Origin of the sequence: Streptomyces sp. NBC_01808 (assembly GCF_035917395.1) — a bacterium.
Taxonomy (GTDB): Bacteria; Actinomycetota; Actinomycetes; order Streptomycetales; family Streptomycetaceae; genus Streptomyces.
In genome coordinates this window covers 1,780,118-1,807,085 of sequence record NZ_CP109072.1, presented here as the reverse complement: position 1 = coordinate 1,807,085, position 26,968 = coordinate 1,780,118, and the positions used below count along the sequence as shown (strand labels likewise).

The following is a 26,968-nucleotide window of genomic DNA, read 5'->3' as shown; positions in this document are numbered from 1 at the left end:
GCTAGTACCAGGTACTGACAGTGACGATTTTGCGGTCCAGCCTGTGGACAACCGGGCCGCGGCCCTGGGCCGTCTGAGAGACTTGGACGCGTGATCTCCCGAATTGATCTGCGTGGCTCCGCCGCCGCTTCCGACGCAGGCGGCGGCATCGACCGCGACCTGCTGCCCCGTGCCGAGCTCGACGTCGAGGCCGCCCTGGAGAAGGTGCGCCCGCTGTGCGAGGACGTCCGGCATCGCGGCACCGCGGCGGTGATCGAGATCACAGAGCGTTTCGACGGAGTGACGCTGGAGCGGCTGCGGGTGCCCGCGGAGGCGCTCCGGCGCGCGCTGGCCGAGCTGGACCCGAAGGTGCGCGCCGCGCTGGAGGAGTCGATCCGCCGCGCCCGCATCGTCCACCGCGAGCAGCGCCGCGCCGACACCGCGGTGCGGGTCGTCCCCGGCGGGACGGTCACGGAGCGCTGGCTCCCGGTCGCCCGCGTCGGGCTGTACGTGCCGGGCGGCCAGGCCGTGTATCCGTCCTCCGTCGTCATGAACGTGGTGCCGGCCCAGGAGGCGGGCGTGCCGTCGCTCGCCGTCTCCTCGCCCCCGCAGAAGGACGTGCCGAACTCGTGGGGTGCGGGACTGCCGCACCCGACGATCCTGGCCGCCTGCGCCCTGCTCGGCGTGGACGAGGTGTACGCGGCGGGAGGCGCCCAGGCCGTCGCCATGTTCGCGTACGGCACGGACGAGTGCGCCCCCGTCAACCTGGTCACCGGCCCGGGGAACGTGTATGTGGCCGCCGCCAAGCGCCTGTTGAAGGGCCGTATCGGCATCGACGCCGAGGCCGGCCCCACCGAGATCGCCGTCCTCGCCGACGACACCGCGGACCCCGCGCACGTCGCCGCGGACCTCATCAGCCAGGCCGAGCACGACGAGCTGGCCGCCGCCGTGCTGGTCACGCCCTCGGAGCGGCTGGCAGAGGCGGTCGAGGCCGAGCTGAAGACGCAGGTGGCCGCGACCCGGCACGTCGAGCGGATCACCGCCGCGCTGGGCGGCCGGCAGTCCGGCATCGTGCTCGTGGACGACCTGGAGGCCGGCCTGCGCGTCGTCGACGCCTACGCCGCCGAGCACTTGGAGATCCAGACCGCCGACGCCGCCGCGCTCGCCGCCCGGGTGCGCAACGCCGGCGCGATCTTCGTCGGCCCGTACGCCCCGGTCTCGCTGGGGGACTACTGCGCCGGCTCCAACCACGTGCTGCCCACCGGCGGCTGCGCCTGCCACTCCTCGGGCCTGTCCGTGCAGTCCTTCCTCAAGGGCATCCACGTCGTGGACTACACGCGCGACGCCCTCGCCGAGGTCACCGCGCACGTGGTGAACCTCGCGGAGGCCGAGGACCTGCCCGCCCACGGCGCCGCGCTGAAGGCCCGTTTCGGATGGAAGGTGCCGCAGCCGTGACCGCGATCGACGACCTGCCCGTCCGCGACGAACTGCGCGGCAAGTCCCCGTACGGCGCGCCCCAGCTCGACGTGCCCGTCCGGCTGAACACCAATGAGAACCCCTACCCGCTGCCCGAGCCGCTGGTCAGGCGCATCGCCGAGCGCGTCACGGAGGCCGCCCGCCACCTCAACCGCTACCCCGACCGGGACGCGGTCGAGCTGCGCACCGAGCTGGCGCGCTACCTGTCGCGCACCGCGGGTCACGAGGTGACCACCGCCCAGGTGTGGGCGGCCAACGGGTCCAACGAGGTCATCCAGCAACTGCTGCAGACCTTCGGCGGCCCCGGCCGCACCGCCATCGGCTTCGAGCCGTCGTACTCGATGCACGCGCTCATCTCCCGCGGCACCGGCACCGGTTGGCTCTCGGGCCCGCGGCGCGACGACTTCACCATCGACGCCGACGCCGCCGTGCGCGCCATCGCCGAGCACCGCCCCGACGTGGTGTTCGTCTGCTCGCCGAACAACCCCACCGGCACCGCCGTGGACCGCGAGACCGTCCTGCGGCTGTACGAGGCCGCGCAGGCGGCGGGCCCCTCGATGGTCGTGGTGGACGAGGCGTACGGCGAGTTCAGCCACCGCCCGTCGCTGCTGCCGCTGATCGAGGGCCGCCCGCGGCTGGTCCTCACCCGCACGATGTCCAAGGCGTTCGGCGCCGCCGGCCTGCGGCTGGGCTATCTCGCCGCCGACCCCGCCGTGGTCGACGCGGTCCAGCTCGTCCGGCTGCCGTACCACCTGTCCGCCGTCACCCAGGCCACCGCGCTCGCCGCCCTGGAGCACACCGATACCCTGCTCCAGTACGTCGAACAGCTCAAGCAGGAGCGGGACCGGCTGGTGTCGGAGCTGACCGCGCTCGGCTGCGAGGTCACCGAGTCCGACGCCAACTTCGTCCAGTTCGGCCGCTTCCCGGACGCGCACGCGGCATGGGAGCGGCTGCTGGACGCGGGCGTGCTGGTCCGTGACAACGGCGTGCCCGGCTTCCTGCGCGTCAGCGCAGGCACACCGGAGGAGAACGACGCGTTCCTCGATGCGGTGCGCGCGCTGAAGAAGGAGAGCAACTCATGACCCGCGTGGGCCGCGTCGAGCGCACCACGAAGGAGACCTCGGTCGTCGTCGAGCTGAACCTCGACGGCCGCGGCGAGGTCTCAGTGTCGACGGGCGTCGGCTTCTTCGACCACATGCTCGACCAGTTGGGCCGCCACGGCCTCTTCGACCTCACCGTCAAGACCGACGGCGACCTGCACATCGACAGCCACCACACCATGGAGGACACCGCGCTGGCCCTGGGCGCCGCCTTCCGGCAGGCCCTCGGCGACAAGCGCGGCATCGTGCGGTTCGCCGACGCCTCCGTGCCGCTGGACGAGTCGCTGGCCCAGGTCACCGTCGACCTGTCCGGCCGCCCGTACCTGGTGCACACCGAGCCCGAGGGCATGGCCCCGATGATCGGCGCGGACTACGACACGACGATGACCCGGCACATCCTGGAGTCGTTCGTCGCCCAGGCGCAGATCGCGCTGCACGTCCACGTGCCGTACGGGCGCAACGCGCACCACATCGTCGAGTGCCAGTTCAAGGCGCTCGCCCGCGCCCTGCGCTACGCGGCGGAGATCGATCCGCGGCAGACCGGTATCCCGTCGACCAAGGGCGCGCTGTAATGAACGGCCTGTCGATACTGCTGATCTTCGTGGGGCTCTTCCTGCTCGGCGGCGTCATCTCCTTCGTCAAGCAGGGCCAGTCGAAGAACGTGATCGCCGTGCTCGCCATCGGCGCCGCGATGGCGCTCGCCGCGGGCGTCCTGCGGCTGGGGGTGTGGGGTTGACCGACCGCGCCGCGTCCACCGCTCCCGCCGCCTCCGCCGTGCCCGCCGCGCGCCGCGGGGAGGGCAGCGGCGGCGGACGCAAGAGCGTCGTCGTCTTCGACTACGGCTTCGGGAACGTCCGGTCCGCCGAGCGCGCCGTCGCCCGCGCGGGCGCCGAGGTGGAGATCACCGGCGACTACGACCGGGCGATGGCCGCCGACGGCCTGCTGGTGCCCGGCGTCGGCGCCTTCGCCGCCTGCATGGGCGGACTGAAGGAGGCCCGCGGCGACTGGGTCGTCGAGCGCCGGCTGGCCGGCGGCCGGCCCGTGCTGGGCATCTGCGTCGGCATGCAGATCCTCTTCGAGCAGGGCGTCGAGCACGGCGTACGGACCGACGGCATGGGCGAGTGGCCCGGCACGGTCGAGGCGCTGCAGGCAGACGTCGTGCCGCACATGGGCTGGAACACCGTCGAGGCCGGGGCCGGCTCCCGGATGTTCGCGGGCATCGACGCCGCGGAGCGCTTCTACTTCGTGCACTCCTACGCCGCCCGCCGCTGGGAGCTGGAGGTGCACAACCCGCGCATCTCCGCGCCCGCCGTCACCTGGAGCACCCACGGCGAGCCGTTCGTCGCAGCCGTCGAGAACGGACCCCTGTGGGCCGCCCAGTTCCACCCCGAGAAGTCCGGCGACGCCGGTGCCCTCCTCCTCAAGAACTGGATCGAGACCCTCTGATGACGCCCCGCGAGATGACCACCGCCCTGGAGCTGCTGCCCGCCGTCGACGTCCGCGACGGCCAGGCCGTACGCCTGGTGCACGGCGAGTCCGGCACCGAGACCGGCTACGGGGACCCGCTGGAGGCCGCGCTCACCTGGCAGCGCGCCGGCGCCGAGTGGCTGCACCTGGTCGACCTCGACGCCGCCTTCGGCACCGGCGACAACCGCGCCCGTATCGGCGAGGTGGTCGCGGCGATGGACCTCAAGGTCGAGCTGTCCGGCGGCATCCGCGACGACGCGTCGCTGGCCGCCGCCCTCGCCACCGGCTGCACCCGCGTCAACCTCGGCACGGCCGCTCTGGAGTCCCCCGAGTGGGTCGCCGGGGTCATCGCCGAGCACGGCGACCGCATCGCCGTCGGCCTCGACGTCCGCGGCACCACGCTGCGCGGCCGCGGCTGGACCCGCGACGGCGGCGACCTGTACGAGACGCTGGCCCGGCTCGACGCCGAGGGCTGCGCGCGCTACGTGGTCACCGACATCAACAAGGACGGCACCCTCCAGGGCCCCAACCTGCAACTGCTGCGCGACGTCTGCGCCGCCACCGACCGGCCGGTCGTCGCGTCCGGCGGCGTCTCCTCCCTCGACGACCTGCGGGCTCTCGCCACGCTGGTCCCGGAGGGAGTCGAAGGGGCGATCGTCGGGAAGGCGCTCTACGCGAAGGCGTTCACGATGGAAGAGGCGTTGGAGGCGGTGTCCTGATGGCCGGTGGCGGAGTGCGTCGAATCTCGTCCGGTGCCCCCTGGGAGGAGGAGTTCGGCTACTCGCGCGCGGTGGAGCTGCCCAACGGCCTCGTGCTGGTGGCGGGCTGCACGTCCGTCGTGGACGGCGTGATCGTCGGCGAGGGCGATCCGCACACCCAGGCCATGGCCGCCTTCGGCGTCGCGTTCGAGGCGCTGAAGCGGGTCGGCCTGGAGCGCGAGGACATCGTGCGGACCCGGATGTTCCTCACCCACGCGCGCGACGTGGAGGCGGTCGGCGGGGCGCACAAGGAGCTGTTCGACGCCATCCGCCCCGCCGCGTCGCTGATCATCGTCTCCGGCTTCGTCGACCCCCGGCTGGTCGTCGAGGTCGAGGTCGAGGCGTACCGCCCAGGCGGCTCCCGGGAAGCGGCCGGCGCATGAGCCTGGCGGTGCGGGTCATCCCCTGCCTCGACGTGGACGGCGGCCGGGTCGTCAAGGGCGTCCACTTCCGCAATCTGCGCGACGCCGGCGACCCCGTCGAGATGGCCAGGGTGTACGACGCGGAGGGCGCGGACGAGCTGACGTTCCTCGACATCACCGCGTCCTCCGGCGACCGCGAGACGACGTACGAGATCGTGCGCCGCACCGCGGAGCAGGTCTTCATCCCGCTCACGGTCGGCGGCGGCGTGCGTACGGTCGAGGACGTGGACCGGCTGCTGCGCGCGGGCGCCGACAAGGTCGGCGTCAACACCGCGGCGATCGCCCGCCCGGAGCTGATCCGCGAGATCGCCGAGCGCTTCGGCAGCCAGGTGCTGGTGCTCTCGGCGGACGCGCGGCGCTGCGGCGACGGCGCGGCGACGCCCTCGGGATTCGAGGTGACGACCCACGGCGGGCGGCGCGGCACGGGCCTCGACGCCGTCGAATGGGCCGAGCGGGCCGCCGGGCTGGGGGCGGGCGAGATCCTGCTCAACTCGATGGACGCCGACGGCACCAAGGACGGCTACGACACCGAGATGATCGCCGCCGTCCGCAAGCGCGTGACGGTCCCGGTCATCGCCAGCGGCGGCGCGGGCCGCCTCGACCACTTCCCGCCGGCGATCGACGCGGGCGCGGACGCGGTGCTGGCGGCGTCGGTGTTCCACTTCGGGGACCTGCGGATCGGCGAGGTCAAGGAGACGCTGCGCACCGCGGGCCGTGCCGTACGGGCCACGCCGCCCCGGGGCTGAGCGGGGCCGGCGGCCGCCGGCTCAGCCGGTGTGCAGGACCCGGAAGCGGCCGGGCTCCGCCGGATCCCGGTCGACGACCTGGACCGGCGGCCAGGCCCACTGCCACACGTCGATGCCGGGGACGCGCGAAAACCGTATCGGCCCGCGGGTCCCGTCGACCTCGACGTCCCCCCAGGCGGCGGTACGCGCATCCGCCCCGCCGCGGAGCACGGCGGCGAGGACGGCGAGCGTGTCGTAGCCCTCGAAGGCGACGAACGAGGGTGCCCCGGCGAGCCGTTCGCGCAGCGCCGCCTCGACGTGTACGCCGAGGGGCGTCAGCCGCTCCGGCAGATAGCGCAGGAACGGGACCCCCGCGCCCTCGGCGCCCAGCAGCGCCGCCCACTCGGCGAACTCCGGCTGTCCCGCCGGGGCGCCGAGCAGCAGCCCGGCCAGCCGCGGGTCGCGGCGTACGGACCGGACGAGCGGCACCGCGGGCTCCGGGTGGCCGACGAGCAGCAGGAGGGCCGTCGCGCCGCCGGCGGCGAGCGCGTCGCACAGGGCCTCGGGGGTGAGCGCGCCCACGTCCAGCTCGACCACCGTGCCGCCGTGCGGGGCGAGCCGGTCGCGCAGGATCCCGGTCCCGGACGCCCAGTAGACGCTCGGCTGGGCGGCCACCGCGAGGCGGCGGTGGCCCGCGCCGAGGAGGAAGTCCGCGTACAGCCGCCAGCCGTGGGACTGGGCAGGGGCGATCCGCGCGATGCCGTCCGCCGGCTGCTCGGTCAGCGCGTCCAGGACCGCGGACGAGCACAGGAACGGCACGCCGAGGGCATCGGCCCGGGCGGCGGCGGTACGGGCGACGACGCTGTGGTACTCGCCGGCCAGCGCGGCGACGCCCAGCCCGGCCAGCTCGTCCACCGCCGCCGCGGCGCGCCGCGGATCGGCGGCCGTGTCCCGTACCAGCAGCTCCAGGGGGCGTCCTGCGATCCCGCCGGCGTCGTTGACCTCGCGGGCGGCCAGTTCGAGCCCGGCGACCAGATGCCGGCCCGCCTCGGCCCAGCCGGGCGGGCTGAGCGGGGCGAGGGCGCCGATGCGCACGGGCTCGTCGTGTCGTCGCGGCGGGGGCGCCTGGGTGACCATGGCGGCCATTGCACAGGTCGACGCCCGCGCCGGCAACCGATTATCAGTCCGCGGACCGGCTCACCCGGCGCGGCCGGCGGGCGCGCCCGGCAGCGCCGCCACCAGCCGGTCCACCTGCCGCAGCGACGCCGCCAGCACCGCGTCCGGGTCCGGCGCGTGCGCCACCGCCATCGCGCACTCGCAGAGCGCCCCGAAGACCACCGACGCCATCGCGTCCAACTCCACCGCCGTGACGGCGTCTTCACCGCCGTGCAGGACCGCGCCGACCGCCTGCTCCAGCCCGCGCCGCGTCATCGCCCGGCAGTCCGCCTGCACCTCGCGCATCACGGCCCAGCCGAGCGCCCCCGGGGCGTCGAGCAGCGTGATCCGCTGCGTGCCGGGCTCGATGGAGCCGGTGAGGAACGCGTGCTGGCCCGCGCGCAGGCCGTCCCACGGGTCCCGGCAGGCGCGGAAGGCGTCGGCGATGGCGTCGCGCAGCCGGTGCTGCTCGGCCGCGTAGACGGCGTGGAAGAGGGTCTGCTTGTTACGGAAGTGGTGGTAGAGCGCACCCTTCGTGATGCTCGCCTGGGCGCAGATCGCGTCGAGTGAGGCGGCGGCGTAGCCGTCCCGGGCGAAGTGCGCGCGGGCGGCGCCGACCAGGTCCTTCGTCGTCGCCGCCGTGCGCTCCTGCTGCGTTCTGCGGGTCTTCATGCGGGCATTCTAGGCGGCGTACCCTGTACATACGTACTCCCGGTATGTAACTCTGCGGTAGCCAGGCCAGGCCGAGAACCTGACGCGCAGAGCGAGAGAGGGGCCCGACGCCCATGACCACCACCGCAGTCGTCGTCGACGCCGTCCGCACGGCCTCCGGCAAGGGCAAGCCCGGCGGCGCCCTGTCCGGCGTCCACTCCGTCGACCTGCTGGCCGAGGTGCTGCGCGCACTCGTCGACCGCAACGGGCTCGATCCCGCACGGCTCGACGACGTGATCGCCGGCTGCGTCACGCAGGCCGCCGACCAGTCGTTCAACATCGCCCGCAACGCCGTGCTCGCCGCCGGCTTCCCCGAGTCCGTGCCCGGCACCACCGTCGACCGGCAGTGCGGCTCCTCGCAGCAGGCCGCGCACTTCGCGGCGCAGGGGGTGATGGCCGGGGCGTACGACATCGCCGTGGCCGCCGGCGTCGAGTCGATGAGCCGGGTGCCGATGGGCACCGCCGCCGTGGGCCGCGACCCGTTCGGCGACCGCCTCGCCGCCCGCTACCCCGGCGGGCTGATCGCCCAGGGCCACTCCGCGGAGCTGATCGCGGCGCGCTGGGGGCTGGGGCGTACGGAGCTGGACGCGTTCTCCGAGCGCTCGCACCGGCTGGCGGTACGCGCCTGGGAGCGGGGCGCCTTCGACGCGGACGTCGTGCCCGTGGGGGAGCACCGCAGGGACGAGACCGTACGGCCGTCGACGTCCCTGGAGGGGCTCGCCGCGCTCAAGCCGTCCTTCTACGACCCCGCCATCGCCGAGCGCTTCCCCGAGATCGGCTGGCACATCACGCCCGGCAACTCCTCGCCGCTCACGGACGGCGCCTCCGCCGTGCTGATCACGAGCGAGGAGCGGGCGGCCGAGCTGGGCCTCACGCCGCGGGCACGGTTCCACTCCTTCGCGGTGACGGGCGACGACCCGGTGCTGATGCTGATGGGCGTGGTGCCTGCGACGCGGAAGGTGCTGGCGAAGGCGGGGCTGACGATCGGCGACATCGACGCCTTCGAGGTGAACGAGGCCTTCGCGCCGGTGCCGCTGGCGTGGCAGCGCGACGTGGGAGCGGACCCGGAGCGCGTCAACGTCCACGGTGGCGCGATCGCCCTGGGCCACCCGCTGGGTGCGTCGGGGACGCGGCTGCTGGGCACACTGCTCGGCGCGCTGGACGCGGTGGACGGCCGCTACGGGCTGCAGGTGATGTGCGAGGCGGGCGGCCTGGCGAACGCGACGATCGTGGAACGCCTCGGGTAGCCCTGCGCCCCGGAGTTCCGCCGACGGCCACGGCCGGCGGACCGGGCACGGTGCGACCGCCGGCCCGTTCCGCCGGGACGACGGGGGCCGGCGTCGCCGGGCCGGGCACGGGAGCGTCGTAGCCGTGAAGGAACCGGGCGGGCGGAGACCCTAGCGGCGTACCTTGAACCTCAGGTGCAGCACTCCTTCGCCCTGGATGACGACGTGCGGATCCTCCAGCAGATGCTGCCCGTGGATGCCGCCGAAGTAGCGTCTGCCCGATCCGAACACCACCGGGACCACGTCCATCGCCACCTCGTCCACCAGACCGGCCGCGAGCGCCTGGCCGCCCGCTTCGCCGGCGTTCACCGCGACCACCCGCTCCCCGGCGAGTGCCCGTGCTTTGTCGATCGCGCCCGGCACGCTGTCGACGAAGTGGCAGGACGCCTCGGGATGCCACCCCCGCGGCTTCGGCCGGTGGGAGACCACGACCACGTGATCGCCCGCGGGCGGCCGGCCCTCGCGGCGGAGCGGGCACGCGGCCGACGTATTCCACGGGCCCAGTATGGCCGCCCGACCGCAGGCGGGAGGACGGCGGGCCGGGCCGCGTTGCGGCCCGGCCCGCCGTACGGCGCTCGCCGCTAGGCGCCCAGCGCCTCCGCCGTACGCAGCGCGCCCGCCGCCTCCTCCTCGCGGCCCTGGCGCTGGAGCGTGCGGCCCAGCATCAGGTGGGCGTAGTGCTCGACCGGGTCGCGGTCGAGGACCGCGCGCAGCTCCGTCTCGGCGCGGGTCAACTGCGCGGAGTGGTAGTACGCCCGGGCCAGCAGCAGCCGGGGCGCTACCTGCTCGGGGTACTCCTCGACCACGGCGGTCAGCAGCTTCGCCGCCCCCACGTAGTCCTTCGAGTCGAAGAGGGCCCCGGCCCGCTCCCAGCGGGAGGCCGCGTCCTCCGCCTCGGGCGCCGCGAAGATGTTCAGCGCGTCGCTCCAGCGGCTGGCGGCCGGCTCGCCGTCGGGACCGAAGGCGTTGAAGCCCCGGAACTCCTCGCTCATGTCACTCCTTCCGGATCTCCGGCCGCAGCGCGGCCAGTTGCTGCTCGAACGGGACCACCTGCTCGGGACCGCCGGCCGCCGGGCGCGGCTGGCGGCCGTGCATCAGCTCGGCCAGCTCGCCCGCCGCGCGGGCGATCCGGGTGGGCAGGGTGTCGGTCAGCGGGTCGCCGCTGCCGCCCCAGTCGTCGGCCGCCGCGTACACCGCGGTGGGGACGACGACGGACCGCAGGTAGGCGAAGAGCGGCCGCATCGCGTGCTCCAGCACCAGCGAGTGCCGCGCCGTTCCGCCGGTCGCCGCGACCAGCACCGGCTTCCCGGCCAGCGCACCGTCGTCGGCCGCCCCGATCACGTCGAAGAACGACTTGAACAGTCCGCTGTACGAACCGGAGAAGACCGGCGTCACGGCGATCAGGCCGTCGGCACCCGTCACCGCGTCGATCGCCTTGGCGAGGGCCGCGGACGGGAAGCCGGTGACCGTGTTGTGGGCGATGTCGGCCGCAAGGTCGCGCAACTCGACCACCTGCACCTCGACCTGCCGGCCGTCGTCCGCCGGCTGCCGCCGTACCGCCTCTGCCAGCCGGTCGGCGAGCAGCCGGGTGGACGAGGGCACGCTCAGCCCTGCCGACACCACGGTCAGCTTCAGCGCGGTCACTACGCCACCTCCTCCTTGTCGATCTGTCCGGCGGCGGCCGCCGCCACGCGGGCCGCGTGGGTCGGCGCCTCCGGCACGGACGCCGGGCGGTTCTTCGCGAACTCCGCGCGCAGCACCGGCACGACCTCCTCGCCGAGCAGGTCCAACTGCTCCAGCACGGTCTTCAGCGGCAGGCCCGCGTGGTCGAGCAGGAAGAGCTGCCGCTGGTAGTCCCCGAAGGACTCCCGGAACGTCAGCGTCTTGTCGATGACCTCCTGCGGGCTGCCCACGGTCAGCGGCGTCTGCTCGGTGAAGTCCTCCAGCGAGGGCCCGTGCCCGTACACCGGCGCGTTGTCGAAGTAGGGCCGGAACTCCCGTACCGCGTCCTGCGAGTTCTTCCGCATGAACACCTGCCCGCCGAGGCCGACGATCGCCTGCTCGGGCGTGCCGTGCCCGTAGTGGGCGTAGCGCGTGCGGTACAGCTCGATCAGCCGCTGGAAGTGCTCCTTCGGCCAGAAGATGTTGTTGGCGAAGAAGCCGTCGCCGTAGTACGCGGCCTGCTCGGCGATCTCCGGCGAGCGGATGGAGCCGTGCCAGACGAACGGCGGCACGCCGTCCAGCGGGCGCGGGGTGGAGGTGAAGCCCTGCAGCGGGGTGCGGAAGCGGCCCTCCCAGTCGACGACGTCCTCGCGCCACAGTTGGTGCAGCAGCGCGTAGTTCTCGACGGCCAGCGGGATGCCCTGCCGGATGTCCTGGCCGAACCAGGGGTAGACGGGCCCGGTGTTGCCCCGGCCCATCATCACGTCCACCCGGCCGTCCGCCAGGTGCTGGAGCATCGCGAAGTCCTCGGCGATCTTCACCGGGTCGTTCGTGGTGATCAGCGTGGTGGACGTGGACAGGATCAGCCGTTCCGTGCGCGCCGCGATCCAGCCCAGCATGGTGGTGGGGGACGAGGGGACGAACGGCGGGTTGTGGTGTTCGCCGGTGGCGAAGACGTCGAGACCGACCTCCTCGGCCTTGAGCGCGACGGCGGTCATGGCCTTGATCCGCTCGTGCTCACTCGGCACCCGACCCGTGGTGGGGTCCTGGGTGACGTCGCCGACACTGAAGATCCCGAACTGCACCGGACTCACCCTCTCCGTGGTTGAAAGCTCAATCACACCGAAGAACGTGTGTCTGCGCAACCCTATTCCCCGCCATGTCCCGGCAGGTCGGAGCCCTGCCGGGAGCCCGCGCCGGGGCCGCCGCCCGGGGCGGCAGGGCGCGGCGCGGGACGGCGGCCCCGCGCAGCGAAGCCGGCCGGCCACCCCGCGTGGCGGGGCGCCGGCCGGCTCGCCGCGTCAGGCGGACGGGAACAGCTCGGCGTACACCGCGAAGGCGATCGCCAGCCCCGCCTGCGCCCAGAAGCGGTGGTACGTGAACTCCGGCGCGGGCCCTCCGTCCAGGTGTGCCTGCACCTTCGGCCACTCCGGGTCGTCGCGGTACCACGAGCGCAGCTCGATGAACGTGACGCCCGGCTCGATGGTGTCGCCGTTCGGCATCGTCCCCGACCAGCCGGCCGGGACGTACACCTCGTCGGCGAAGCGCCGGTAGTCGGCCCGCGTCTCCGGCACCGCGATGCCCAGGCCGTCGGCGTTCGCGGCCAGCGCGTCCAGCAGCCGCTTGGCGACGTCGGCCGTCGCGGCGTCGCCGGCCTTGGCCGCGTAGTACGTCAGCGTCTTGGCCAGCGCCGACGCGACGCCCACGTCCGTGCCGTACTCCGCGATCGAGACGTGCAGCCCGGCGTTCGCACCGGGGCTCGCCGGGTTCCAGGTGTCCGGCCGGCCCTGCCAGGACAGCGTCGCCGGGATACGGAAGGTGCCGTCGGCCTCCGCGGTGATCTCCGGCGTGACCCACGCCACCCACTTCTCCAGCAGCGCCCGCGCGGTCGCGTTGCCCGAGGCGTAGTACAGCTCCGCGACCCGTTCCATGCCCCAGCACTGCATGCCGAACCAGTTGTTGCTGGGCGGGTCGTGGTAGACGGGCTGCCAGTCGTAGGCCATGCCGTAGAAGGTCGGCGTGCCCGCGGGCGGGGTGCCGTACTGGCCTTCCCAGCTGTTGGTGCAGCCGCCGGCGAGGGCGCCCTCCGCGGACTGCAGCCAGCGCAGGAACTCCAACTGCCGGGTCAGGCTCGTCGACCAGTCGCTCTTCGCGGTGGGGGACTTGGGGGTCAGCTCCGGGACGGTCGAGAGCGCCCAGGCCGCGAAGGGGTTCTGGTAGCCCTGGTGGGAGGCGCCGTCGCCGATGCGCCAGGCCCAGCCGCCGCCACCGCCCGCGGCGCCGCCCCAGGCGTAGTACCAGGACAGCAGGTAGTGCTGGGAGCTGCGGCCGGAGCCTGCCGGGCAGCCGGTGGGGCTGGTGCAGTCGCCGATCCGCTTGAAGTACTTGTCGAACATCGAGTACCGCAGGTAGTCGCCCATCTTCGCGGCCCGCGCCACCGAGGCGGAGATCTGCCCGGCATTGCCCTGCGCCTTGGCCCAGGTCAGCGCCCAGTATGCGGCCTGCACGGCGCGGGCGTCGGCGTCCGGGGCGTTGGTGTACTTCCACTGCCGGGCGTAGGAGTTGTCGCCCACGAAGAGGTCGAGGTAGCCGTTGGGGCCGCCGTACTCGAAGAGGTCCGTCGTCGGCTGCGGGATGGTCTCCCAGACAGACTCCTCCGAGCCCCGCTGGTAGCTGTTGATGTACGAGGGACCGGGCCCCGGGCCGTTCTGGCCGCCGCTGCCCGGGGTGTTGCCGTAGCCGTAGGTGTTGTCGACGTCGAGCAGCCAGTGCATGCCGTAGATGTCCATCGTCCCGTACGCGGACGCCAGTTCGGCCGCCAGCGGGTCCTGGCCGACGGACACGGACGGGTCGAGCCGGGCGGGGTACTGGGAGACGTCGGAGTGCTCGGGCGCGTAGGTGGCGGGCGCGCCCGGGTTGTACGAACCGTTGGTGGGCTGGTCGGCGCGGGTCGGGATGATGTACTGCTCCGCCGCCTCCCACGCGGCGTTGAACGGGCCCCAGTCGCCGGTGGCCCTGCCGTACGCGGCCTCCAGCCACATCCAGTAGCTGAACGCCTCGGACGTCGTCTCGTGCCCGTGGTCGGGCGCCTCGACGATCAGTGTCTCCACGCTGTGGTAGGGGATGCCGTCCGGGCTGAAGTACCCGTTGGCGGGGTCCTTGATCTTCTCGTACTGGGCGAGGAAGAGGTCGTCGTACGGACCCTGCGGGGCCGCCGCCGTCGTCTCCTCGGGGGCCGTGCCGGCCCGGGCGGCGGTGGGTGCTGCGACGGCAGTCGCGAAGGCGGCGCCGCCGGCCGCGGCGGTGAACCGCCGGCGGGACAGTGACTTGGACATGGGGGGTCTCCTCGGGGAGCCCGCGGGCGCGCGGCCCGGCGGGAGGGGTGGGGGGAGATGCGGGGCTGCGGGGCAGGAGCCAGGCCGATCCCGGGAGCCGGGCGGACCGCGCGGGGTCCGGCGGGGCGCCCTCGCTGCCCGGTGAGGGGGGTGAGCGCCTGGCGCCGTCTGCCCGTGAGGCGCCGTGGGTGCCCGGTGGCGGCCGTCCCGGGGGCCGCCACCGGGCCGCTCCGCCGCCGGGATCCGGCGGCCGGCGGCGGAGGGTGCGGGGAACTCGCGTGCGCTAGTTCACCGGCGGGTTGGCGTTGGCGATCAGTTCCTCGAACTGTGCCTGGAACCAGTGCCCGGAGGTCGGCGCGTCGGGAAGGGCGCCCGACATGTTGTACTGGTTGCGCGCGTTGCCCTCGTACGTCGGGTCGCACATCCGGTCGAAGCCCTTGTCGTCGTCCGGGATCTCTTCGCTGGCGCCGTCCGACTCACCCGGGGGCTTGATCCACGCGTAGGCGTGGATGTTGGCCGCGGGGGATACGGTCGGCCGCTCACCGAGGCCGGCTCCGGACTGGTTGCACCAGTTGCCGAGGTGGATCCGGCGGTCGGTGCGGCTGGCGTCGACGTACTCGTCGGCGGTCCCGCCGGTCGGGCCGGGGCCCGTCGGCCGCTCGGCGCCGCCCCAGCCGTTGCGCGAGGTGTCGATGATCGCGCCCATGCCGGACGGGAACCCGGCGGCAGGGGCGGCCTTCGACGCGAACGCCTGGGCGAAGGACTGCTCGTCGACATAGCGGTTCCAGTCCACCCACTTGCTGCTCTCGCGGATGGGCCGGCCGCCGACCGTGTCGTTGATCGAGAAGTACGGCTCCACGGTCGCGCCGTAGTTCGCGGTGTTGGCGGCGAAGCCGGTGACATCCTCGGGCGAGGCGCCCTCGGCGTTGGCGGCCTGGTAGAGCAGGTTGGCGGTCGGCTGGAAGTTGTCGTCCCAGCCGATCCAGCCGTGGTGGCCGATGTCGATGTAGTTGTAGACGTTGCCGTTGTCGCCGAGCGTGGCGAGGTTGTAGCCCACGCCCTTGACGTAGTTGCCGTTGGCTTTCATCACGTCGCACTCGGGCGTGGCCGTGGGCCGGCCGCTGACGTTGGTGATGAGGTTGGGCAGCGAGTCGATCTCGACGATGTTGATGACCTTGAGGCTCTCGTACGCCGGGTCGTCGAGGATCTCGTCGATCGGATCGATGAACTCGGTCTTGTACCGGTCGATCTCGGTCGGGCCCAACTCGCCCCGGGAGGCGAGTGCGGCGCAGTCACGGCCGGGCAGATTGTACGTGACGATCTGGATGGCGTCGGCGCCCTGCGCCAGCGCCTCGTCCATGTGCTCGCGAAGGCCCATGTTGTTGGAGCCGTCGGAGCCGCTGGTAATCGCCGCGATGCTGTCGAGCCATACGGCGGTGGGGGTGTCGGCGATGGCCGCGCCGCCGCCCTGGGTGGCCGCGGCGGACCAGTCGGGGTTCACGTACAACTGGCTGCCGGCGTAGGGGTTGTCGCCGGGCGCCGCGGTCTCGGCCGCCGCGGGGGGCGCGGACAGCGAGTACGTCAGCAGGGTCCCGGTGGCGGCCAGCGCCGCGGCGCTGACGCCGGTGACACGTCGGCGTGACTTTCTCATGCGGCTCTCCTTCCACGCCCGCGCGGGGCGTTGGAGGTGGGGGGTTGCGGGGGGTGTGCGTGGGGGGTGGTGCAGGAGCGCGATTACTGACGAGTACATGTCAATAATCGATCTTCCTTCTACGCGTCCCGAGCGTGGTGTGTGAAGGGTGGGAGCGCTCCCATATCGCGCTGCGAGGCTAACAGCTCAAAGAAGTGTTGTGAAGAGCCCGCCCACGAAGACGGGCGTCTTCACTGGTCGTAGGGTGCGCCGCGCTACGCGCCCGCCCGCGCCCCGATCTCCGCGACCAGCCGCTCCGCCACCGGCACCGCGATCCCGTGCGCCCGTGCGGCGCGCAGCAGCGCGCCCCCGATGGCGTCGAGTTCGAGGGGGCGGCCCGCCTCCGCGTCGCGGAGCATCGAGGACTTCGTACGGGCCGGGAAGGTGTCGTACATCGACGCGACCGCGTCCGCGTCCACCCGGGCCCCGGACGCGCTCGCCACCGCGGCGGTCTCCGCCAGCAGCGCCAGCATCTCGTCCCGGTGCCCGGTCCTGACGCCGCCGACGGGCACGCCGTGGCGGGTGGTGAGCAGCGCCATCGGCGCGAGGAAGGCCATCTTCGTCCACAGGACGCTCGGCTCGTCGTCCCGCACCTGCACCTCGGCGCCGGCGTCGGTCAGCACCCGGGCCGCCGCCTCCAGCCGGTCAGGCGGCGCGGTGGCGGAGGCGAGCGAGACCTTGGTGAACGGGCTGCCGTGCTCGATGAGCCCGGGGGCGACCCGGGTGGACTCCACGGTGATCGTGCCCGCGGCGACCTGCTCGGGCCGGTAGCGCTCGCGCAGGGCGGCCATGTGGTCGACGCCGTTGAGGAGCGGAACCACGAGCGCGTCGCCGAGCGCCGCGGGGGGCACCCGTTCCAGCGCGGCGTCGAAGGCGGTGGCCTTGACGGCGACGATGCACAGGTCCACGGGGGCACGCAGTTCGGTGTCGCCCGCCACGTGGGTGGCGAAGTCGCCGAACTGCCTGCTGTTGACGGTGATTCCGTCCGCCTGGAGCGCGCCGGCGGTCGCGGCGCCGGCCACACAGGTCACCCGGTGTCCGGCCCGGGCCAGCAGCCCGGCGAGCAGCCCGCCGACCCCGCCGGGGCCGAGAACGGCAGCGTTCATCGTGTCCATGCGGAGCAGTAAAGGCCAGTCGGCGGGGGACGTCCACACCCCGCGCGGCCGGCTCCGCGGCGCCGCCGCGACGAGCAGGGGCGGGGTGCACGGCGGCGTCCCGCAGCGGCTGGACCGGAGGCACCGGAGGCTGGGCGACCGCATCCAGTCCATCGCACGCTCGGGCGCACCGGTGAATCCTTGCGGATCCCCCCCTGCTTCCCCCCTCGCGTCTCCGCCGGCCGCCTGCCGGGCACCGGCGGGGGTCCGGTGCCCGGCAGGGGGTCGTGTTACGCCGACTTGCGGGCCGCGCGGAGGAATTCGCGGTTCAGCGACGAGATCGCCTGCAGCGGGATGCCCTTCGGGCAGGCCACCGCGCACTCGCCGGTGTTCGTGCAGCCGCCGAAGCCCTCGTCGTCCATCCGGCCGACCATGTCCAGCACCCGAGACTCCCGCTCCGGCGCCCCCTGCGGCAGCGCGCCCAGGTGCACGACCTTCGCGGCGGTGAACAGCATCGCCGAGCCGTTGGGGCAGGCCGCCACGCACGCGCCGCAGCCGATGCACTCCGCGTGCTCGAAGGCCGTCTCCGCCGCCCGTTTGGGCACGGGCGTCGCGTGCGCGTCGGGGGCGCTGCCGGTGGGGGCGGTGATGTAGCCGCCGGCGCCGATGATCCGGTCGAACGCCGACCGGTCCACGACCAGATCCTTCACCACCGGGAACGCCGCCGCCCGCCACGGCTCGACGTCGATGACGTCCCCGTCCGTGAACGACCGCATGTGCAACTGGCACGCCGTCGTCCGCTCCGGACCGTGCGCCTGCCCGTTGATGACGACACCGCACGCCCCGCAGATGCCCTCGCGGCAGTCGTGGTCGAAGGCGACGGGCTCGTCGCCGGCGAGGATCAGCCGCTCGTTGAGGGTGTCCAGCACCTCCAGGAACGACATCTCCGGCGTGACGTCCCCGACCTCGTACGAGACCATCTCGCCCGCCGCGTCGGGCCCTGGCTGCCGCCAGACCCGCAGGGTCACCTTCACTGATAGCTCCGTTGCGTGGGAATGACGTATTCGAATTCCAGGTCCTCGCGGTGGAGGACAGGGGCGCTGCCCGTCGCGGTGAACTCCCAGGCCGCCGCGTACGAGAAGTGGTCGTCGTCGCGGGCCGCCTCGCCGTCCGGGGTCTGGCTCTCCTCGCGGAAGTGGCCGCCGCAGGACTCGGCGCGGTGCAGCGCGTCGAGGCACATCAGCTCGGCCAGCTCCAGGTAGTCCGCGATCCGGTTGGCCTTCTCCAGCGACTGGTTCAGCTCCGTGCCGGTGCCCGGCACCTTGATCCGGCGCCAGAACTCCTCGCGGAGCGCCGGGATCCGCTCCAGCGCCTTGCGCAGCCCCGGCTCCGTACGGGCCATGCCGCACTCGTCCCACAGCAGTTCGCCCAGCTCGCGGTGGAAGGAGTCGGGGGTGCGGTCGCCGTCGACGGCGAGGAGGAGGTGCAGGCGGTCCTCGGTGTCCGCGACCGCCTCGGCGACCGCCGGGTGGTCGGGGGAGACCTGCTCGGGGCGCTGCCTGGCGAGGAAGTCGCCGATGGTGGCGGGGAGGATGAAGTAGCCGTCGGCCAGGCCCTGCATGAGCGCGGACGCGCCGAGGCGGTTGGCGCCGTGGTCGGAGAAGTTCGCCTCGCCGATGGCGAAGAGCCCGGGGACGGTGGTCTGCAGGTCGTAGTCGACCCACAGGCCGCCCATCGTGTAGTGGATCGCCGGGTAGATGCGCATGGGCACCTGGTAAGGATCCTCCGCCGTGATCCGCTCGTACATCTCGAAGAGGTTGCCGTACCGCTCCTCGACCGCTGCCCGCCCCAGCCGCCGGATGGCGTCGGCGAAGTCGAGGTACACACCCTGGCCGCCGGGGCCGACGCCGCGGCCCTCGTCGCAGACGTTCTTCGCGGCGCGCGAGGCGATGTCGCGGGGGACGAGGTTGCCGAAGGAGGGGTAGAGGCGCTCCAGGTAGTAGTCGCGCTCGTGCTCCGGGATGGCGTTCGGCGGGCGGGTGTCGCCGTGCGCCTTGGGCACCCAGATACGGCCGTCGTTGCGCAGCGACTCGCTCATCAGCGTCAGCTTCGACTGGTGGTCGCCGGAGCGCGGGATGCAGGTGGGGTGGATCTGGGTGAAGCAGGGGTTGGCGAAGTACGCGCCGCGGCGGTGGGCCCGCCAGATGGCGGTGGCGTTGGAGTTCTTGGCGTTGGTGGAGAGGTAGAAGACGTTGCCGTAGCCGCCGGTGGCGAGCACGACGGCGTCGGCGAGGTGGGTCTCGATCCGGCCGGTGACCAGGTCCCGGGCGACGATGCCGCGGGCCCGGCCGTCGACGACGATCAGGTCGAGCATCTCGGTGCGCGGGTGCATCTCGACGTTGCCGGCCTCGATCTGCCGGGAGAGCGCCTGGTACGCGCCGAGGAGGAGCTGCTGTCCGGTCTGCCCGCGGGCGTAGAAGGTGCGGGAGACCTGGACGCCGCCGAAGGAGCGGGTGTCGAGCAGACCGCCGTACTCGCGGGCGAAGGGCACGCCCTGCGCGACGCACTGGTCGATGATCTCGACCGAGACCTGCGCGAGGCGGCGCACGTTGGACTCGCGCGCGCGGAAGTCGCCGCCCTTGACGGTGTCGTAGAAGAGCCGGTGTACGGAGTCGCCGTCGTTGCGGTAGTTCTTGGCGGCGTTGATGCCGCCCTGGGCGGCGATGGAGTGGGCGCGGCGCGGGGAGTCCTGGTAGCAGAACTGGACGACCTGGTAGCCCTGTTCGGCGAGGGTGGCGCCGGCGGCGCCGCCCGCCAGGCCCGTACCGACGACGATGACGCGGTAGCGGCGCCGGTTGGCGGGGTTGACCAGCCGGGCGGTGAAGCGGCGGCGGTCCCAGCGCTCGGCGATGTCGCCGGGCGGGGCGGCGGCGTCGGCGACGGGGTCGCCCTCGGTGTACTGCGTGTATGCCGGAGACATCCTCAGTTCACGACTCCCGTCATGACGGCCACGGGGAGAGAGATGAAGCCGCAGGTCAGCACCAGTGCAAGGGTGTTGGTGACGGCCTTGAGGGCCCGCTCGCGGGCCGGGCTCGCGACGCCGAGGGTCTGCACGGCGCTCCAGAAGCCGTGCCGCAGGTGCAGACCGAGGGCGAGCATCGCGGTGATGTAGACGACGTTGCCGTACCAGGTGGAGAAGGTGGCGACGGTGTTCTCGTACGGGCGGCCGGTCTGCGCGTTCTCGTTCACCGTCAGCGTCGTCAGGTCGAGGATGTGCCAGACGATGAAGAGGCCGAGGATCACCCCGCCCCAGCGCATGGTGCGGGTGGCGTAGCTGGCGCGCCGGCGCTTGTGGACGTACGCGACCGGGCGCGCGGCGATGTCGCGGCGGCTGAGCTGGTACGCGGTCACGCCGTGCAGCACGACGGCGACCACCAGCACGACCCGGATCATCCACAGGGCCCACTCGTAGTGCAGCACCGGGCCGCCGAGGGTGCGCAGCCAGTGGCCGTAGTCGTTGAACTCCTCGGCACCGTAGAAGATCTTGAGGTTGCCGACCAGATGGGCCACGAGGTAGGCGAGCATGATCAGGCCGGTGACGGCCAGCACCGTCTTCTTGCCGACGGTGGAGCGCCACAGCAGCGCGAGGAGCGACGGCGGGTAGGCCCGCGGGCGGGCCGGCTCCCGGACGGGTCTGCCGGCGGCGGGCTTCGACTCCGGCTTGGTGGTCAGGGCCATGTCTGTGACGGTAGGGAAGCCACCCGGGATCCGTCCAAGACATGAATTCGCTGCTTTCGATAGGCGATGGCTATCGTCGGGCTACGCTGGTTCCATGCACCTGCAGCAGCTTCGCTACTTCGCCGCCGTCGCCGAGACCCGCCACTTCACCCGGGCCGCCGAGCGGGAGCACGTGGCGCAGCCGTCGCTGTCCCAGTCCGTACGGGCGCTGGAGCGGGAGCTTGGCGCCGAGCTGTTCCACCGGGCCCGCGGGCACATCACGCTCACCGACGCCGGCGAGGCGCTGCTGCCGCTGGCGCGGCGGATCCTCGCCGACACCGAGACGGCGCGGCGGGAGGTGCAGGAGGTCGCGCACCTGCGGCGGGGGCGGGTGCGGCTGGGGGCCACGCCGAGCCTGTGCGCGAGCCTGGTGCCGGACGCGCTGCGCACGTTCCACGCCCGCTACCCGGGCATCGAGCTGCACGTCCACGAGGACGGCTCGCAGGATCTCGTACGGACGCTCGCGGCCGGCGAGCTGGACCTCGCCCTGGTCATCACCCCGCTGGCGGGGCAGGCTCCGGCGCTGACGACGACGGAGCTGCTGCGCGAGGAGCTGGTCGTGGTCTCGTCGCCGGACGCGCCGCCGGTCACCCGGGCGGGCGGCGCGGGTCGCGGCATCCGGATCGGGGATCTGCGGGGGCGGCCGTTGGCGATGTTCCGGCACGGGTACGACCTGCGGGAGCTGACGGTCGCGGCGTGCCGGGAGGCGGGCTTCGAGCCGGAGTTCGGGGTGGAGGGCGGGGAGATGGACGCGGTGCTGGGGTTCGTACGGGCCGGGCTCGGGGTGGCGGTGGTGCCGAGCATGGTCGCGGAGCGGTCGGGGCTGCGGACCACGGCGTTCGCGGCGCCGGGGCTGCACCGGACGATCTCAGTGGCGCACCGGGGCGACGTGTCGCCGCCCCGGGCGGCGCGGGAGCTGCGCCGGCTGCTGATCAGCGCGGCGGGCGGCGGATCGGGGACGTGACCGGGGGCCGCGGCCGTACGGGAACGGGGACGCCCGCGCGGCGCGGGGGCGCCGCGGCCGTACGGGAAACGGCCGCGGCACCCCGCCGCCTCAGTACTCCAGCCCGTGCCCCAGCGGGTACAGGTCCGCGCCCGTCGCCCCCAGCTCCGGGATCGCCACCGGCAGCCGCCCCGTCGGCCGCAGGTCGCCGTAGAGCGCGTCGGCCGCCCGCGCCAGCACCCCCGCCCCCGTGCCGTACGTGCACAGGTACACCGGCGCCTCCGGGAACCGCCGCACGTCGTACGGGTTGCGCACCGCCACCACCGCGACCGGCGTCCCCGACGCGAGCAGCGCCCGCACCAGCGCCGCCTGCGCCGCGCCCCGCTGCGCCACCGGCTCGGCCCCGGCCGCCGCGTTGGCGCTGACCAGCACCAGGTCGTGGTCCCGCGCCGCGGCCACCGCGGCGTCGATCACGGCCTGGCCCGGCGTCCCGCCCGTCGCCAGCACCGTCGCGGTCTGCCCGCCGCGCGCCCCGACCCCCTGCGCCAGCCGGTCCAGCGCCGGCGCCGACGACGTCTGCCACCCGGCGACCAGCACCCGCCGCGGCTCCGCGGCCAGCGGCAGCAGCCCGGTGTCGTTCTTCACCAGCGTCACCGCCCGCCCGGTGAGCGCCCGCGCGTCCGCGACGTGCGCGGCGTTCCCGACGATCCGCTCCGCCCGGCGCTCGTCGACGAACGGGCCGGAGTACAGCCCTTCGTCGATCTTGCGCGCCAGGATGCGCACCACCGACTCGTCCAGCCGCCGCGCGCCGATCTCGCCGCCGCGCACGGCCGCGAGCACCGACTCGTACGCGACGTCCATCTGCGGCGGCAGCACCAGCATGTCCGCGCCCGCCGCGAACGCCGCCACCGACGCCCGCTCCGGCGGATACTGGGACGTGGCGCCGCCCATGTCCAGCGCGTCCGTGACGATCAGCCCGTCGAAGCCCAGCTCCTCGCGGAGCAGCCCGGTCAGGATGCGGTGCGACATCGTGGCGGGCACGCCGTCGTCGAGCGCGGGGACGAGGATGTGCGCGGTCATCACCGTGTCCAGGCCCGCGGCGATCGCGGCCCGGAACGGCGGCAGGTCCAGCTCGTGGATCTGCCCCAGGGTGTGCTCGATGCGCGGCAGCAGGAAGTGGCTGTCCTGGCCGGTGTCGCCGTGGCCGGGGAAGTGCTTGGCGGCGGACGCGACGCCGCCGCGGCGCTGGCCGCGTACCGCCGCCGCGACCATGCGCGCGACCTGCTGCGGGTCGGCGCCGTAGGAGCGCAGGCCGATGACGGGGTTGTCGGGGTTGACGTTGACGTCGGCGACGGGCGCGTAGTTCTGGTTGATGCCCAGCGCCGCCAGCTCCCGGCCGGTGATCTCGGCGGCGCGCTGGGCGTCGGCGGTCGCGTAGGTGGCGCCCACGGCCATGCTGCCGGGCAGTTCGGTGGCGGGCGGGGTGGGCAGCCGCTGGACGAGGCCGCTCTCCTGGTCGGTGGAGATGATCAGCGGGACGCCGCGGCGCTGCGCGAGCGAGGCGCGCTGCAGGCCGTTGGAGAGCCGGGCGATCTGGCGGGCGTCGCGGAGGTTGTCGTCGTTGCGGGCGCTGAAGTAGATGACGGCGCCGGGGCGGTACTTGCGTACGACGTCGGCGGGGGTGCGGACGCCGTAGCGCCGCTCGTTGACGGCGGCGGCCGCGTCGGTCACGTCGTCGGCGTCCTGCCCGGCGACCTCGACCACGAAGAGCTGCCCGACCTTCTCCTCCAGGGTCATCCGGCGGGCGAGCGCCCCGGCCAGCAGCCGGGCGTACGAACCGGACCCCGCCGTGCCGCCGGAGCGGGCCGCGGCGGGGCCGGCGGCGGCCGTGCCGGCGCCGAGCGCCGCCGCGGTGCCGAGGAGGCCGGTGACCGCCTGTCTGCGCGTGGTGGTTGACCGCATACGAACACTCCTCAGCGCATCGGGTGTGCTGCTCGGGCATCGGTGGCCGGCCGACGGGGCTGCTCCCCCATGGAGGCCGCCGAGGAGAACTCGGCCGCGGAGTCTGGCAACGGCGCGCGGGCACGTCAATACTCCGGTGCGCGCGGTGTCACTTTCCTGTCAGATCCCGTAAAACCGGGTTATCCGCCGCATGGTGCCCGCACCCGCGCTCACCAGGCGATGCCCGCCGCCACCGGCAGGTGGTCGCTGCCCGTGGCGGGCAGCAGCCAGGCACTCCGCGGCTCCACGCCGCGTACCAGGATCTGGTCGATCCGCGCCACCGGGAAGCCGGCCGGCCAACTGAAGCCGAAGCCGTTCCCCGCCTCCTCCTGGACCGAGCGCATCTGGCCGGTGAGGCCGTCGAACGCCCGGTCGTCCACGGTGCCGTTGAGGTCCCCGAGGAGCATCACGCGCTCGGCCGGCTCGGCGGCGACGGCCGCGGCCAGCGCCTCGGCACCCGCGTCGCGCTGGGCGGTCGACATGCCCGCGCGGGGGTTCACGCGCACGGACCCGAGGTGGGCCACGTACACCGCCATTGGCCCCCGCTCGGTGGCCACGGTGGTGCGCAGCGCGCGGGACGGATACATGGCGATGTCGACGGGCCTGGTGTCCGACAGCGGGAGCTTGCTCCACAGCCCGACGGTGCCGCTCGTGGTGTGGTACGGGTACGTCTTCGCCAGCTCCGCCTCGTACAGCGGCCGGGCGGTGTCGGTCAGCTCCTGGAGCGCCAGCAGGTCAGCGCCGGAGGCGGCCAGGTCGCGGGCGGTGCCGGCGGGGTCGCGGTTGGCGGCGCCGACGTTGTGGCCGGCGACCGTGAGGTCGCTGCCCGGCCGGGACTTGTCGGTGAGCAGCCCGCCGAAGAGGCTCAGCCACACCGTGACCGGCAGCACCAGCGCGACCCCCGCGGACGCCGAACGGCGCCACAGCGCCCCGGCGAGCAGCGGGAGGACCGAGAGGCCGAACCACGGCAGGAAGGTCTCCGTGAGGCTGCCGAGGTTCATGATCCCGCTCGGGATCCGCGCGTGCAGCGCCATCAGCAGGCCGAGCAGCAGCGCCAGCGCCGCGAGCGCGAGGCCGCGCCGCCAGGGCGCGGGGCGGCGGAGGGCGCGGGCCGCGCGGCGGAGGGGCGGGGTGCGGGGCCGGCGGGTGTCCGGGGTGGCCGCGGTATCCGCGGTGTCAGGGGTATCCGCCGTGTCCGGGGTGTCTGCGGTGTCCGCCGGGTCCGGCTGCTTCATCGTAAGAACTCGATCGCTCAACTCTGCATCCTCGGGTCCTGGGTGGGGTCGGCATACATGAGCGGACAGCGGCCGCCGATCGCCTCGGTGTGCAGCTCGTAGTGCCAGGGCTCGTTCCGGTAGACCGGGCACAGCCCGTAGGCGGCGCCGTGCTCGAAGAGCCACATCGTGGCGTCGGATTCCCCGAGGTCGACCGCGTCGCCCGAGACGTGCGGCGAGGTTTCCGCGGTGGCCACCCAGCGGGCGGCTTCTTCTTCCGACCCGTATTTCCCGATCGCCTCACGGAGAAGCCGATCCTGGTATGCCGGAGAACGCCAGCCGCTATTGACCCGGATTTCGACTCCGTACGCCGCGGCATCCGCCGCCGCCTCGCGCAGCGCGGTCCGCAAACCGGCGTCGAGTTCTGCCACCGCCGGAATGCCGTCGTCGAAAACCGTCGTGCCCTCGGGGGCGACGCCGTCGGCCTCGCCGACCGGCCCGGACCGCTTGCGCTGCGGCGATTCCGCCGGCTCGGCCGGCTCCGGCGCCCCCGAGGAAGCCGGGGTGGCGGGGGCGGGCGAGGCGGTGGAGCCGGACGGGGTCTGCATCGACCGGTAGCCGAGCGGCGCGACGATCGCCACGACGAGCGTGATCATGCCGACGCCCAGAAGCGTGCGTATACGCCGGGTTCTTCTGCGCGCCGATCGCCGGGTTCGAGTCATTCCGCAAGTGCACGCGGCGGCCCGTTGCCGGTGCGTATGCGGTTTTCTATACACGGACGATATGCGTGCGCTCGTAGCATCGACTCATGCGCGTGCTGATCGTCGAGGACGAGCCCTTTATGGCGGAGGCGATCCGCGACGGCCTCCGCCTGGAGGCGATCGCGGGCGACATCGCGGGGGACGGGGACACCGCCCTGGAACTGCTGGGTGTGAACTCGTACGACATCGCCGTCCTGGACCGCGACATCCCCGGGCCCTCCGGCGACGAGATCGCCCGGCGGATCGTCGACTCCGGCAGCGGCATGCCGATCCTCATGCTCACCGCGGCCGACCGGCTGGACGACAAGGCCACGGGGTTCGGGCTCGGCGCCGACGACTACCTCACCAAGCCCTTCGACATCCGCGAGCTCGCGCTCCGGCTCCGCGCGCTCGACCGCCGGCGCGCCCACATACGGCCGCCCGTGCGGGAGATCGCGGGGCTGCGGCTCGACCCGTTCCGCCGCGAGGTCTACCGGGACGGCAGGTATGTCGCGCTGACCAGGAAGCAGTTCGCCGTGCTCGACGTCCTCGTCGCCGCGGAGGGTGGCGTGATCAGCGCGGAGGAGCTGCTGGAACGGGCCTGGGACGCCAACGCCGACCCGTTCACCAACGCCGTACGGATCACGGTCTCGGCGCTCCGCAAGCGGCTCGGCGAGCCCTGGCTGATCGCCACGGTCCCCGGCGTCGGCTACCGCATCGACACCGGGTCCGGCGCCGACGGCGACGAGGAGGCGCCCGCGTAGCCCCGGGGATCCGGATTGCGAAAGAAGTATTGCGCAATACTTCCTTCCTATCTACGGTCCCCGCATGGGGCGAGAACCTGAGCGGATCACCGAGCTGGAGCAACTGAAGGCGTTCATCCACCCGTTGCGCATCGAGCTGTACCGGCTGCTCATGGCGGCCCGTACCGCCACCGCGTCGCACCTCGCGGAGCAGGCCGGCGAGGCGGTGTCGCTGGTCAGTTACCACCTGCGCAAGCTGGCCGAGCACGGCTTCATCGAGGAGGCGGCGGAGCAGGGCAGGGACGGGCGGGAGCGCTGGTGGCGGGTCTCGGCGGAGCGGTCGTTCACCTTCAGGTCCGCGGACTTCGACGACACGCCGGAAGGCACGGCGGCGCTGACGGGCGTCACCCGCGAGCTGCTGACCACCCGGACCCGCACCTACCTCAACTACCTGGACCAGCAGGCCGGGTGGGGGCGGGAGTGGACGCGGGCGGCGTTCAGCTCGGAGTACACCGTGCGGCTGACGGCAGGCGAACTGCAGGAGCTGGCGGAGGAGATAGGCGCGTTCGTCCGCAGATGGCGGGAGCGGGCGGAGGCGGCCGAGGCGGGGGAGGAGACAGAGGCCGCCGGGCGCGAGACCGTCGCCCTCCACCTCTACGGCTTCCCCTTCCGCCCCTGAGCCGGGGGCCC

At 73.4% G+C, this 26,968-nt stretch carries 26 protein-coding genes and 1 pseudogene; 12 read left to right on the top strand and 15 right to left on the bottom strand.

Annotated features, from left to right (window positions below; genetic code table 11):
• Window positions 1-90 precede the first annotated feature (90 nt).
• The 8 genes from hisD to hisF are packed head-to-tail and all read left to right on the top strand — an operon-like array spanning window position 91 to window position 5,948.
• Window positions 91-1,434, top strand: coding sequence for a histidinol dehydrogenase (gene hisD, locus OG946_RS07620; RefSeq protein WP_326795369.1), 1,344 nt, complete (start codon window positions 91-93; stop codon window positions 1,432-1,434).
• Window positions 1,431-2,537: a histidinol-phosphate transaminase gene (locus OG946_RS07615; protein WP_326795368.1), complete on the top strand. Its 1,107-nt coding sequence runs from the start codon at window positions 1,431-1,433 to the stop codon at window positions 2,535-2,537. Before hisD ends, OG946_RS07615 begins: the two co-directional genes overlap by 4 nt.
• Window positions 2,534-3,127, top strand: a complete 594-nt coding sequence (gene hisB, locus OG946_RS07610; RefSeq protein WP_047015249.1) for an imidazoleglycerol-phosphate dehydratase HisB — start codon at window positions 2,534-2,536, stop codon at window positions 3,125-3,127. Before OG946_RS07615 ends, hisB begins: the two co-directional genes overlap by 4 nt.
• Window positions 3,127-3,291, top strand: coding sequence for a hypothetical protein (locus OG946_RS07605; RefSeq protein WP_047015248.1), 165 nt, complete (start codon window positions 3,127-3,129; stop codon window positions 3,289-3,291). Before hisB ends, OG946_RS07605 begins: the two co-directional genes overlap by 1 nt.
• A gap of 38 nt (window positions 3,292-3,329) precedes the next feature.
• Complete coding sequence (hisH, locus tag OG946_RS07600; protein WP_326800180.1) at window positions 3,330-4,001, top strand: imidazole glycerol phosphate synthase subunit HisH; 672 nt, start codon at window positions 3,330-3,332, stop codon at window positions 3,999-4,001.
• Complete coding sequence (priA, locus tag OG946_RS07595; protein ID WP_326795367.1) at window positions 4,001-4,741, top strand: bifunctional 1-(5-phosphoribosyl)-5-((5-phosphoribosylamino)methylideneamino)imidazole-4-carboxamide isomerase/phosphoribosylanthranilate isomerase PriA; 741 nt, start codon at window positions 4,001-4,003, stop codon at window positions 4,739-4,741. Before hisH ends, priA begins: the two co-directional genes overlap by 1 nt.
• Entirely contained in the window at window positions 4,741-5,163 is a 423-nt protein-coding gene (locus tag OG946_RS07590) for a RidA family protein (RefSeq protein ID WP_326795366.1), read from the top strand. Before priA ends, OG946_RS07590 begins: the two co-directional genes overlap by 1 nt.
• Window positions 5,160-5,948 carry an imidazole glycerol phosphate synthase subunit HisF gene (gene hisF, locus OG946_RS07585; RefSeq protein ID WP_326795365.1) on the top strand — a complete coding sequence of 263 codons (789 nt, stop codon included), beginning with the start codon at window positions 5,160-5,162 and terminating at the stop codon, window positions 5,946-5,948. The genes OG946_RS07590 and hisF overlap by 4 nt, the downstream gene beginning before the upstream one ends.
• A gap of 21 nt (window positions 5,949-5,969) precedes the next feature.
• Here hisF and OG946_RS07580 read toward each other — a convergent pair whose 3' ends face one another.
• Together OG946_RS07580 and OG946_RS07575 are read right to left on the bottom strand one after the other, a co-directional pair.
• Entirely contained in the window at window positions 5,970-7,073 is a 1,104-nt protein-coding gene (locus tag OG946_RS07580) for an ABC transporter substrate-binding protein (RefSeq protein WP_326795364.1), read from the bottom strand.
• 51 nt (window positions 7,074-7,124) lie between these two features.
• Window positions 7,125-7,754 carry a TetR/AcrR family transcriptional regulator gene (locus OG946_RS07575; RefSeq protein ID WP_326795363.1) on the bottom strand — a complete coding sequence of 210 codons (630 nt, stop codon included), beginning with the start codon at window positions 7,752-7,754 and terminating at the stop codon, window positions 7,125-7,127.
• A 113-nt stretch (window positions 7,755-7,867) separates the two neighbouring features.
• Here OG946_RS07575 and OG946_RS07570 point away from each other — a divergent pair, with 113 nt between their 5' ends.
• Entirely contained in the window at window positions 7,868-9,040 is a 1,173-nt protein-coding gene (locus tag OG946_RS07570) for a thiolase family protein (protein WP_326795362.1), read from the top strand.
• A gap of 150 nt (window positions 9,041-9,190) precedes the next feature.
• Here the strand turns inward: OG946_RS07570 and OG946_RS07565 are convergent.
• The 10 genes and pseudogenes from OG946_RS07565 to OG946_RS07520 form a co-directional block, all read right to left on the bottom strand.
• Window positions 9,191-9,541: pseudogene (locus OG946_RS07565) on the bottom strand (dihydrofolate reductase family protein); the annotation flags it as partial.
• A 119-nt stretch (window positions 9,542-9,660) separates the two neighbouring features.
• Window positions 9,661-10,071, bottom strand: coding sequence for a tetratricopeptide repeat protein (locus OG946_RS07560; protein WP_326795361.1), 411 nt, complete (start codon window positions 10,069-10,071; stop codon window positions 9,661-9,663).
• A gap of 1 nt (window position 10,072) precedes the next feature.
• Entirely contained in the window at window positions 10,073-10,723 is a 651-nt protein-coding gene (locus tag OG946_RS07555; RefSeq protein ID WP_326795360.1) for an FMN reductase, read from the bottom strand.
• Entirely contained in the window at window positions 10,723-11,826 is a 1,104-nt protein-coding gene (locus tag OG946_RS07550; protein ID WP_326795359.1) for an LLM class flavin-dependent oxidoreductase, read from the bottom strand. Before OG946_RS07550 ends, OG946_RS07555 begins: the two co-directional genes overlap by 1 nt.
• A gap of 216 nt (window positions 11,827-12,042) precedes the next feature.
• Window positions 12,043-14,076: a glycoside hydrolase family 48 protein gene (locus tag OG946_RS07545; protein WP_326795358.1), complete on the bottom strand. Its 2,034-nt coding sequence runs from the start codon at window positions 14,074-14,076 to the stop codon at window positions 12,043-12,045.
• Window positions 14,077-14,359: 283 nt separating this feature from the next.
• Entirely contained in the window at window positions 14,360-15,727 is a 1,368-nt protein-coding gene (locus tag OG946_RS07540; RefSeq protein ID WP_326795357.1) for a glycoside hydrolase family 6 protein, read from the bottom strand.
• 254 nt (window positions 15,728-15,981) lie between these two features.
• Window positions 15,982-16,872, bottom strand: a complete 891-nt coding sequence (locus OG946_RS07535) for a ketopantoate reductase family protein (protein ID WP_326800179.1) — start codon at window positions 16,870-16,872, stop codon at window positions 15,982-15,984.
• Window positions 16,873-17,150: 278 nt separating this feature from the next.
• Window positions 17,151-17,894, bottom strand: a complete 744-nt coding sequence (locus tag OG946_RS07530; protein WP_326795356.1) for a succinate dehydrogenase/fumarate reductase iron-sulfur subunit — start codon at window positions 17,892-17,894, stop codon at window positions 17,151-17,153.
• Window positions 17,891-19,840 carry a fumarate reductase/succinate dehydrogenase flavoprotein subunit gene (locus OG946_RS07525; RefSeq protein WP_326795355.1) on the bottom strand — a complete coding sequence of 650 codons (1,950 nt, stop codon included), beginning with the start codon at window positions 19,838-19,840 and terminating at the stop codon, window positions 17,891-17,893. The genes OG946_RS07530 and OG946_RS07525 overlap by 4 nt, the downstream gene beginning before the upstream one ends.
• A gap of 2 nt (window positions 19,841-19,842) precedes the next feature.
• On the bottom strand, window positions 19,843-20,598 hold the full coding sequence (locus tag OG946_RS07520; protein ID WP_326795354.1) for a succinate dehydrogenase: 756 nt from the start codon (window positions 20,596-20,598) through the stop codon (window positions 19,843-19,845).
• A gap of 94 nt (window positions 20,599-20,692) precedes the next feature.
• On the opposite strand from OG946_RS07520, the gene OG946_RS07515 reads away from it, so the two are divergent.
• Window positions 20,693-21,601, top strand: a complete 909-nt coding sequence (locus OG946_RS07515) for a LysR family transcriptional regulator (protein ID WP_326795353.1) — start codon at window positions 20,693-20,695, stop codon at window positions 21,599-21,601.
• A 90-nt stretch (window positions 21,602-21,691) separates the two neighbouring features.
• On the opposite strand, the gene OG946_RS07510 is transcribed toward OG946_RS07515, so the two are convergent.
• The 3 genes from OG946_RS07510 to OG946_RS07500 all read right to left on the bottom strand — a co-directional run bounded on the left by OG946_RS07510 (window position 21,692) and on the right by OG946_RS07500 (window position 25,475).
• On the bottom strand, window positions 21,692-23,542 hold the full coding sequence (locus tag OG946_RS07510; protein WP_326795352.1) for a glycoside hydrolase family 3 protein: 1,851 nt from the start codon (window positions 23,540-23,542) through the stop codon (window positions 21,692-21,694).
• Between the two features lie 209 nt (window positions 23,543-23,751).
• Window positions 23,752-24,816, bottom strand: coding sequence for an endonuclease/exonuclease/phosphatase family protein (locus OG946_RS07505; RefSeq protein ID WP_326795351.1), 1,065 nt, complete (start codon window positions 24,814-24,816; stop codon window positions 23,752-23,754).
• A gap of 17 nt (window positions 24,817-24,833) precedes the next feature.
• Window positions 24,834-25,475 (bottom strand): M15 family metallopeptidase, encoded by a 642-nt coding sequence (locus tag OG946_RS07500; protein ID WP_326800178.1) that lies wholly within the window; start codon window positions 25,473-25,475, stop codon window positions 24,834-24,836.
• Between the two features lie 128 nt (window positions 25,476-25,603).
• On the opposite strand from OG946_RS07500, the gene OG946_RS07495 reads away from it, so the two are divergent.
• Complete coding sequence (locus OG946_RS07495) at window positions 25,604-26,299, top strand: response regulator transcription factor (protein WP_326795350.1); 696 nt, start codon at window positions 25,604-25,606, stop codon at window positions 26,297-26,299.
• Window positions 26,300-26,363: 64 nt separating this feature from the next.
• Window positions 26,364-26,957: an ArsR/SmtB family transcription factor gene (locus OG946_RS07490; protein ID WP_326795349.1), complete on the top strand. Its 594-nt coding sequence runs from the start codon at window positions 26,364-26,366 to the stop codon at window positions 26,955-26,957.
• Window positions 26,958-26,968 lie beyond the last annotated feature (11 nt).

Coding starts and splice junctions, on each gene's coding strand:
- hisB (WP_047015249.1), top strand. CDS start 2,534: ATGACCCGCGTGGGCCGCGTCGAGCGCACCACGAAGGAGACCTCGGTC.
- OG946_RS07605 (WP_047015248.1), top strand. CDS start 3,127: ATGAACGGCCTGTCGATACTGCTGATCTTCGTGGGGCTCTTCCTGCTC.
- priA (WP_326795367.1), top strand. CDS start 4,001: ATGACGCCCCGCGAGATGACCACCGCCCTGGAGCTGCTGCCCGCCGTC.
- OG946_RS07590 (WP_326795366.1), top strand. CDS start 4,741: ATGGCCGGTGGCGGAGTGCGTCGAATCTCGTCCGGTGCCCCCTGGGAG.
- hisF (WP_326795365.1), top strand. CDS start 5,160: ATGAGCCTGGCGGTGCGGGTCATCCCCTGCCTCGACGTGGACGGCGGC.
- OG946_RS07580 (WP_326795364.1), bottom strand. CDS start 7,073: ATGGCCGCCATGGTCACCCAGGCGCCCCCGCCGCGACGACACGACGAG.
- OG946_RS07575 (WP_326795363.1), bottom strand. CDS start 7,754: ATGAAGACCCGCAGAACGCAGCAGGAGCGCACGGCGGCGACGACGAAG.
- OG946_RS07570 (WP_326795362.1), top strand. CDS start 7,868: ATGACCACCACCGCAGTCGTCGTCGACGCCGTCCGCACGGCCTCCGGC.
- OG946_RS07560 (WP_326795361.1), bottom strand. CDS start 10,071: ATGAGCGAGGAGTTCCGGGGCTTCAACGCCTTCGGTCCCGACGGCGAG.
- OG946_RS07545 (WP_326795358.1), bottom strand. CDS start 14,076: ATGTCCAAGTCACTGTCCCGCCGGCGGTTCACCGCCGCGGCCGGCGGC.
- OG946_RS07540 (WP_326795357.1), bottom strand. CDS start 15,727: ATGAGAAAGTCACGCCGACGTGTCACCGGCGTCAGCGCCGCGGCGCTG.
- OG946_RS07535 (WP_326800179.1), bottom strand. CDS start 16,872: ATGAACGCTGCCGTTCTCGGCCCCGGCGGGGTCGGCGGGCTGCTCGCC.
- OG946_RS07525 (WP_326795355.1), bottom strand. CDS start 19,840: ATGTCTCCGGCATACACGCAGTACACCGAGGGCGACCCCGTCGCCGAC.
- OG946_RS07520 (WP_326795354.1), bottom strand. CDS start 20,598: ATGGCCCTGACCACCAAGCCGGAGTCGAAGCCCGCCGCCGGCAGACCC.
- OG946_RS07515 (WP_326795353.1), top strand. CDS start 20,693: ATGCACCTGCAGCAGCTTCGCTACTTCGCCGCCGTCGCCGAGACCCGC.
- OG946_RS07510 (WP_326795352.1), bottom strand. CDS start 23,542: ATGCGGTCAACCACCACGCGCAGACAGGCGGTCACCGGCCTCCTCGGC.
- OG946_RS07505 (WP_326795351.1), bottom strand. CDS start 24,816: ATGAAGCAGCCGGACCCGGCGGACACCGCAGACACCCCGGACACGGCG.
- OG946_RS07495 (WP_326795350.1), top strand. CDS start 25,604: ATGCGCGTGCTGATCGTCGAGGACGAGCCCTTTATGGCGGAGGCGATC.
- OG946_RS07490 (WP_326795349.1), top strand. CDS start 26,364: ATGGGGCGAGAACCTGAGCGGATCACCGAGCTGGAGCAACTGAAGGCG.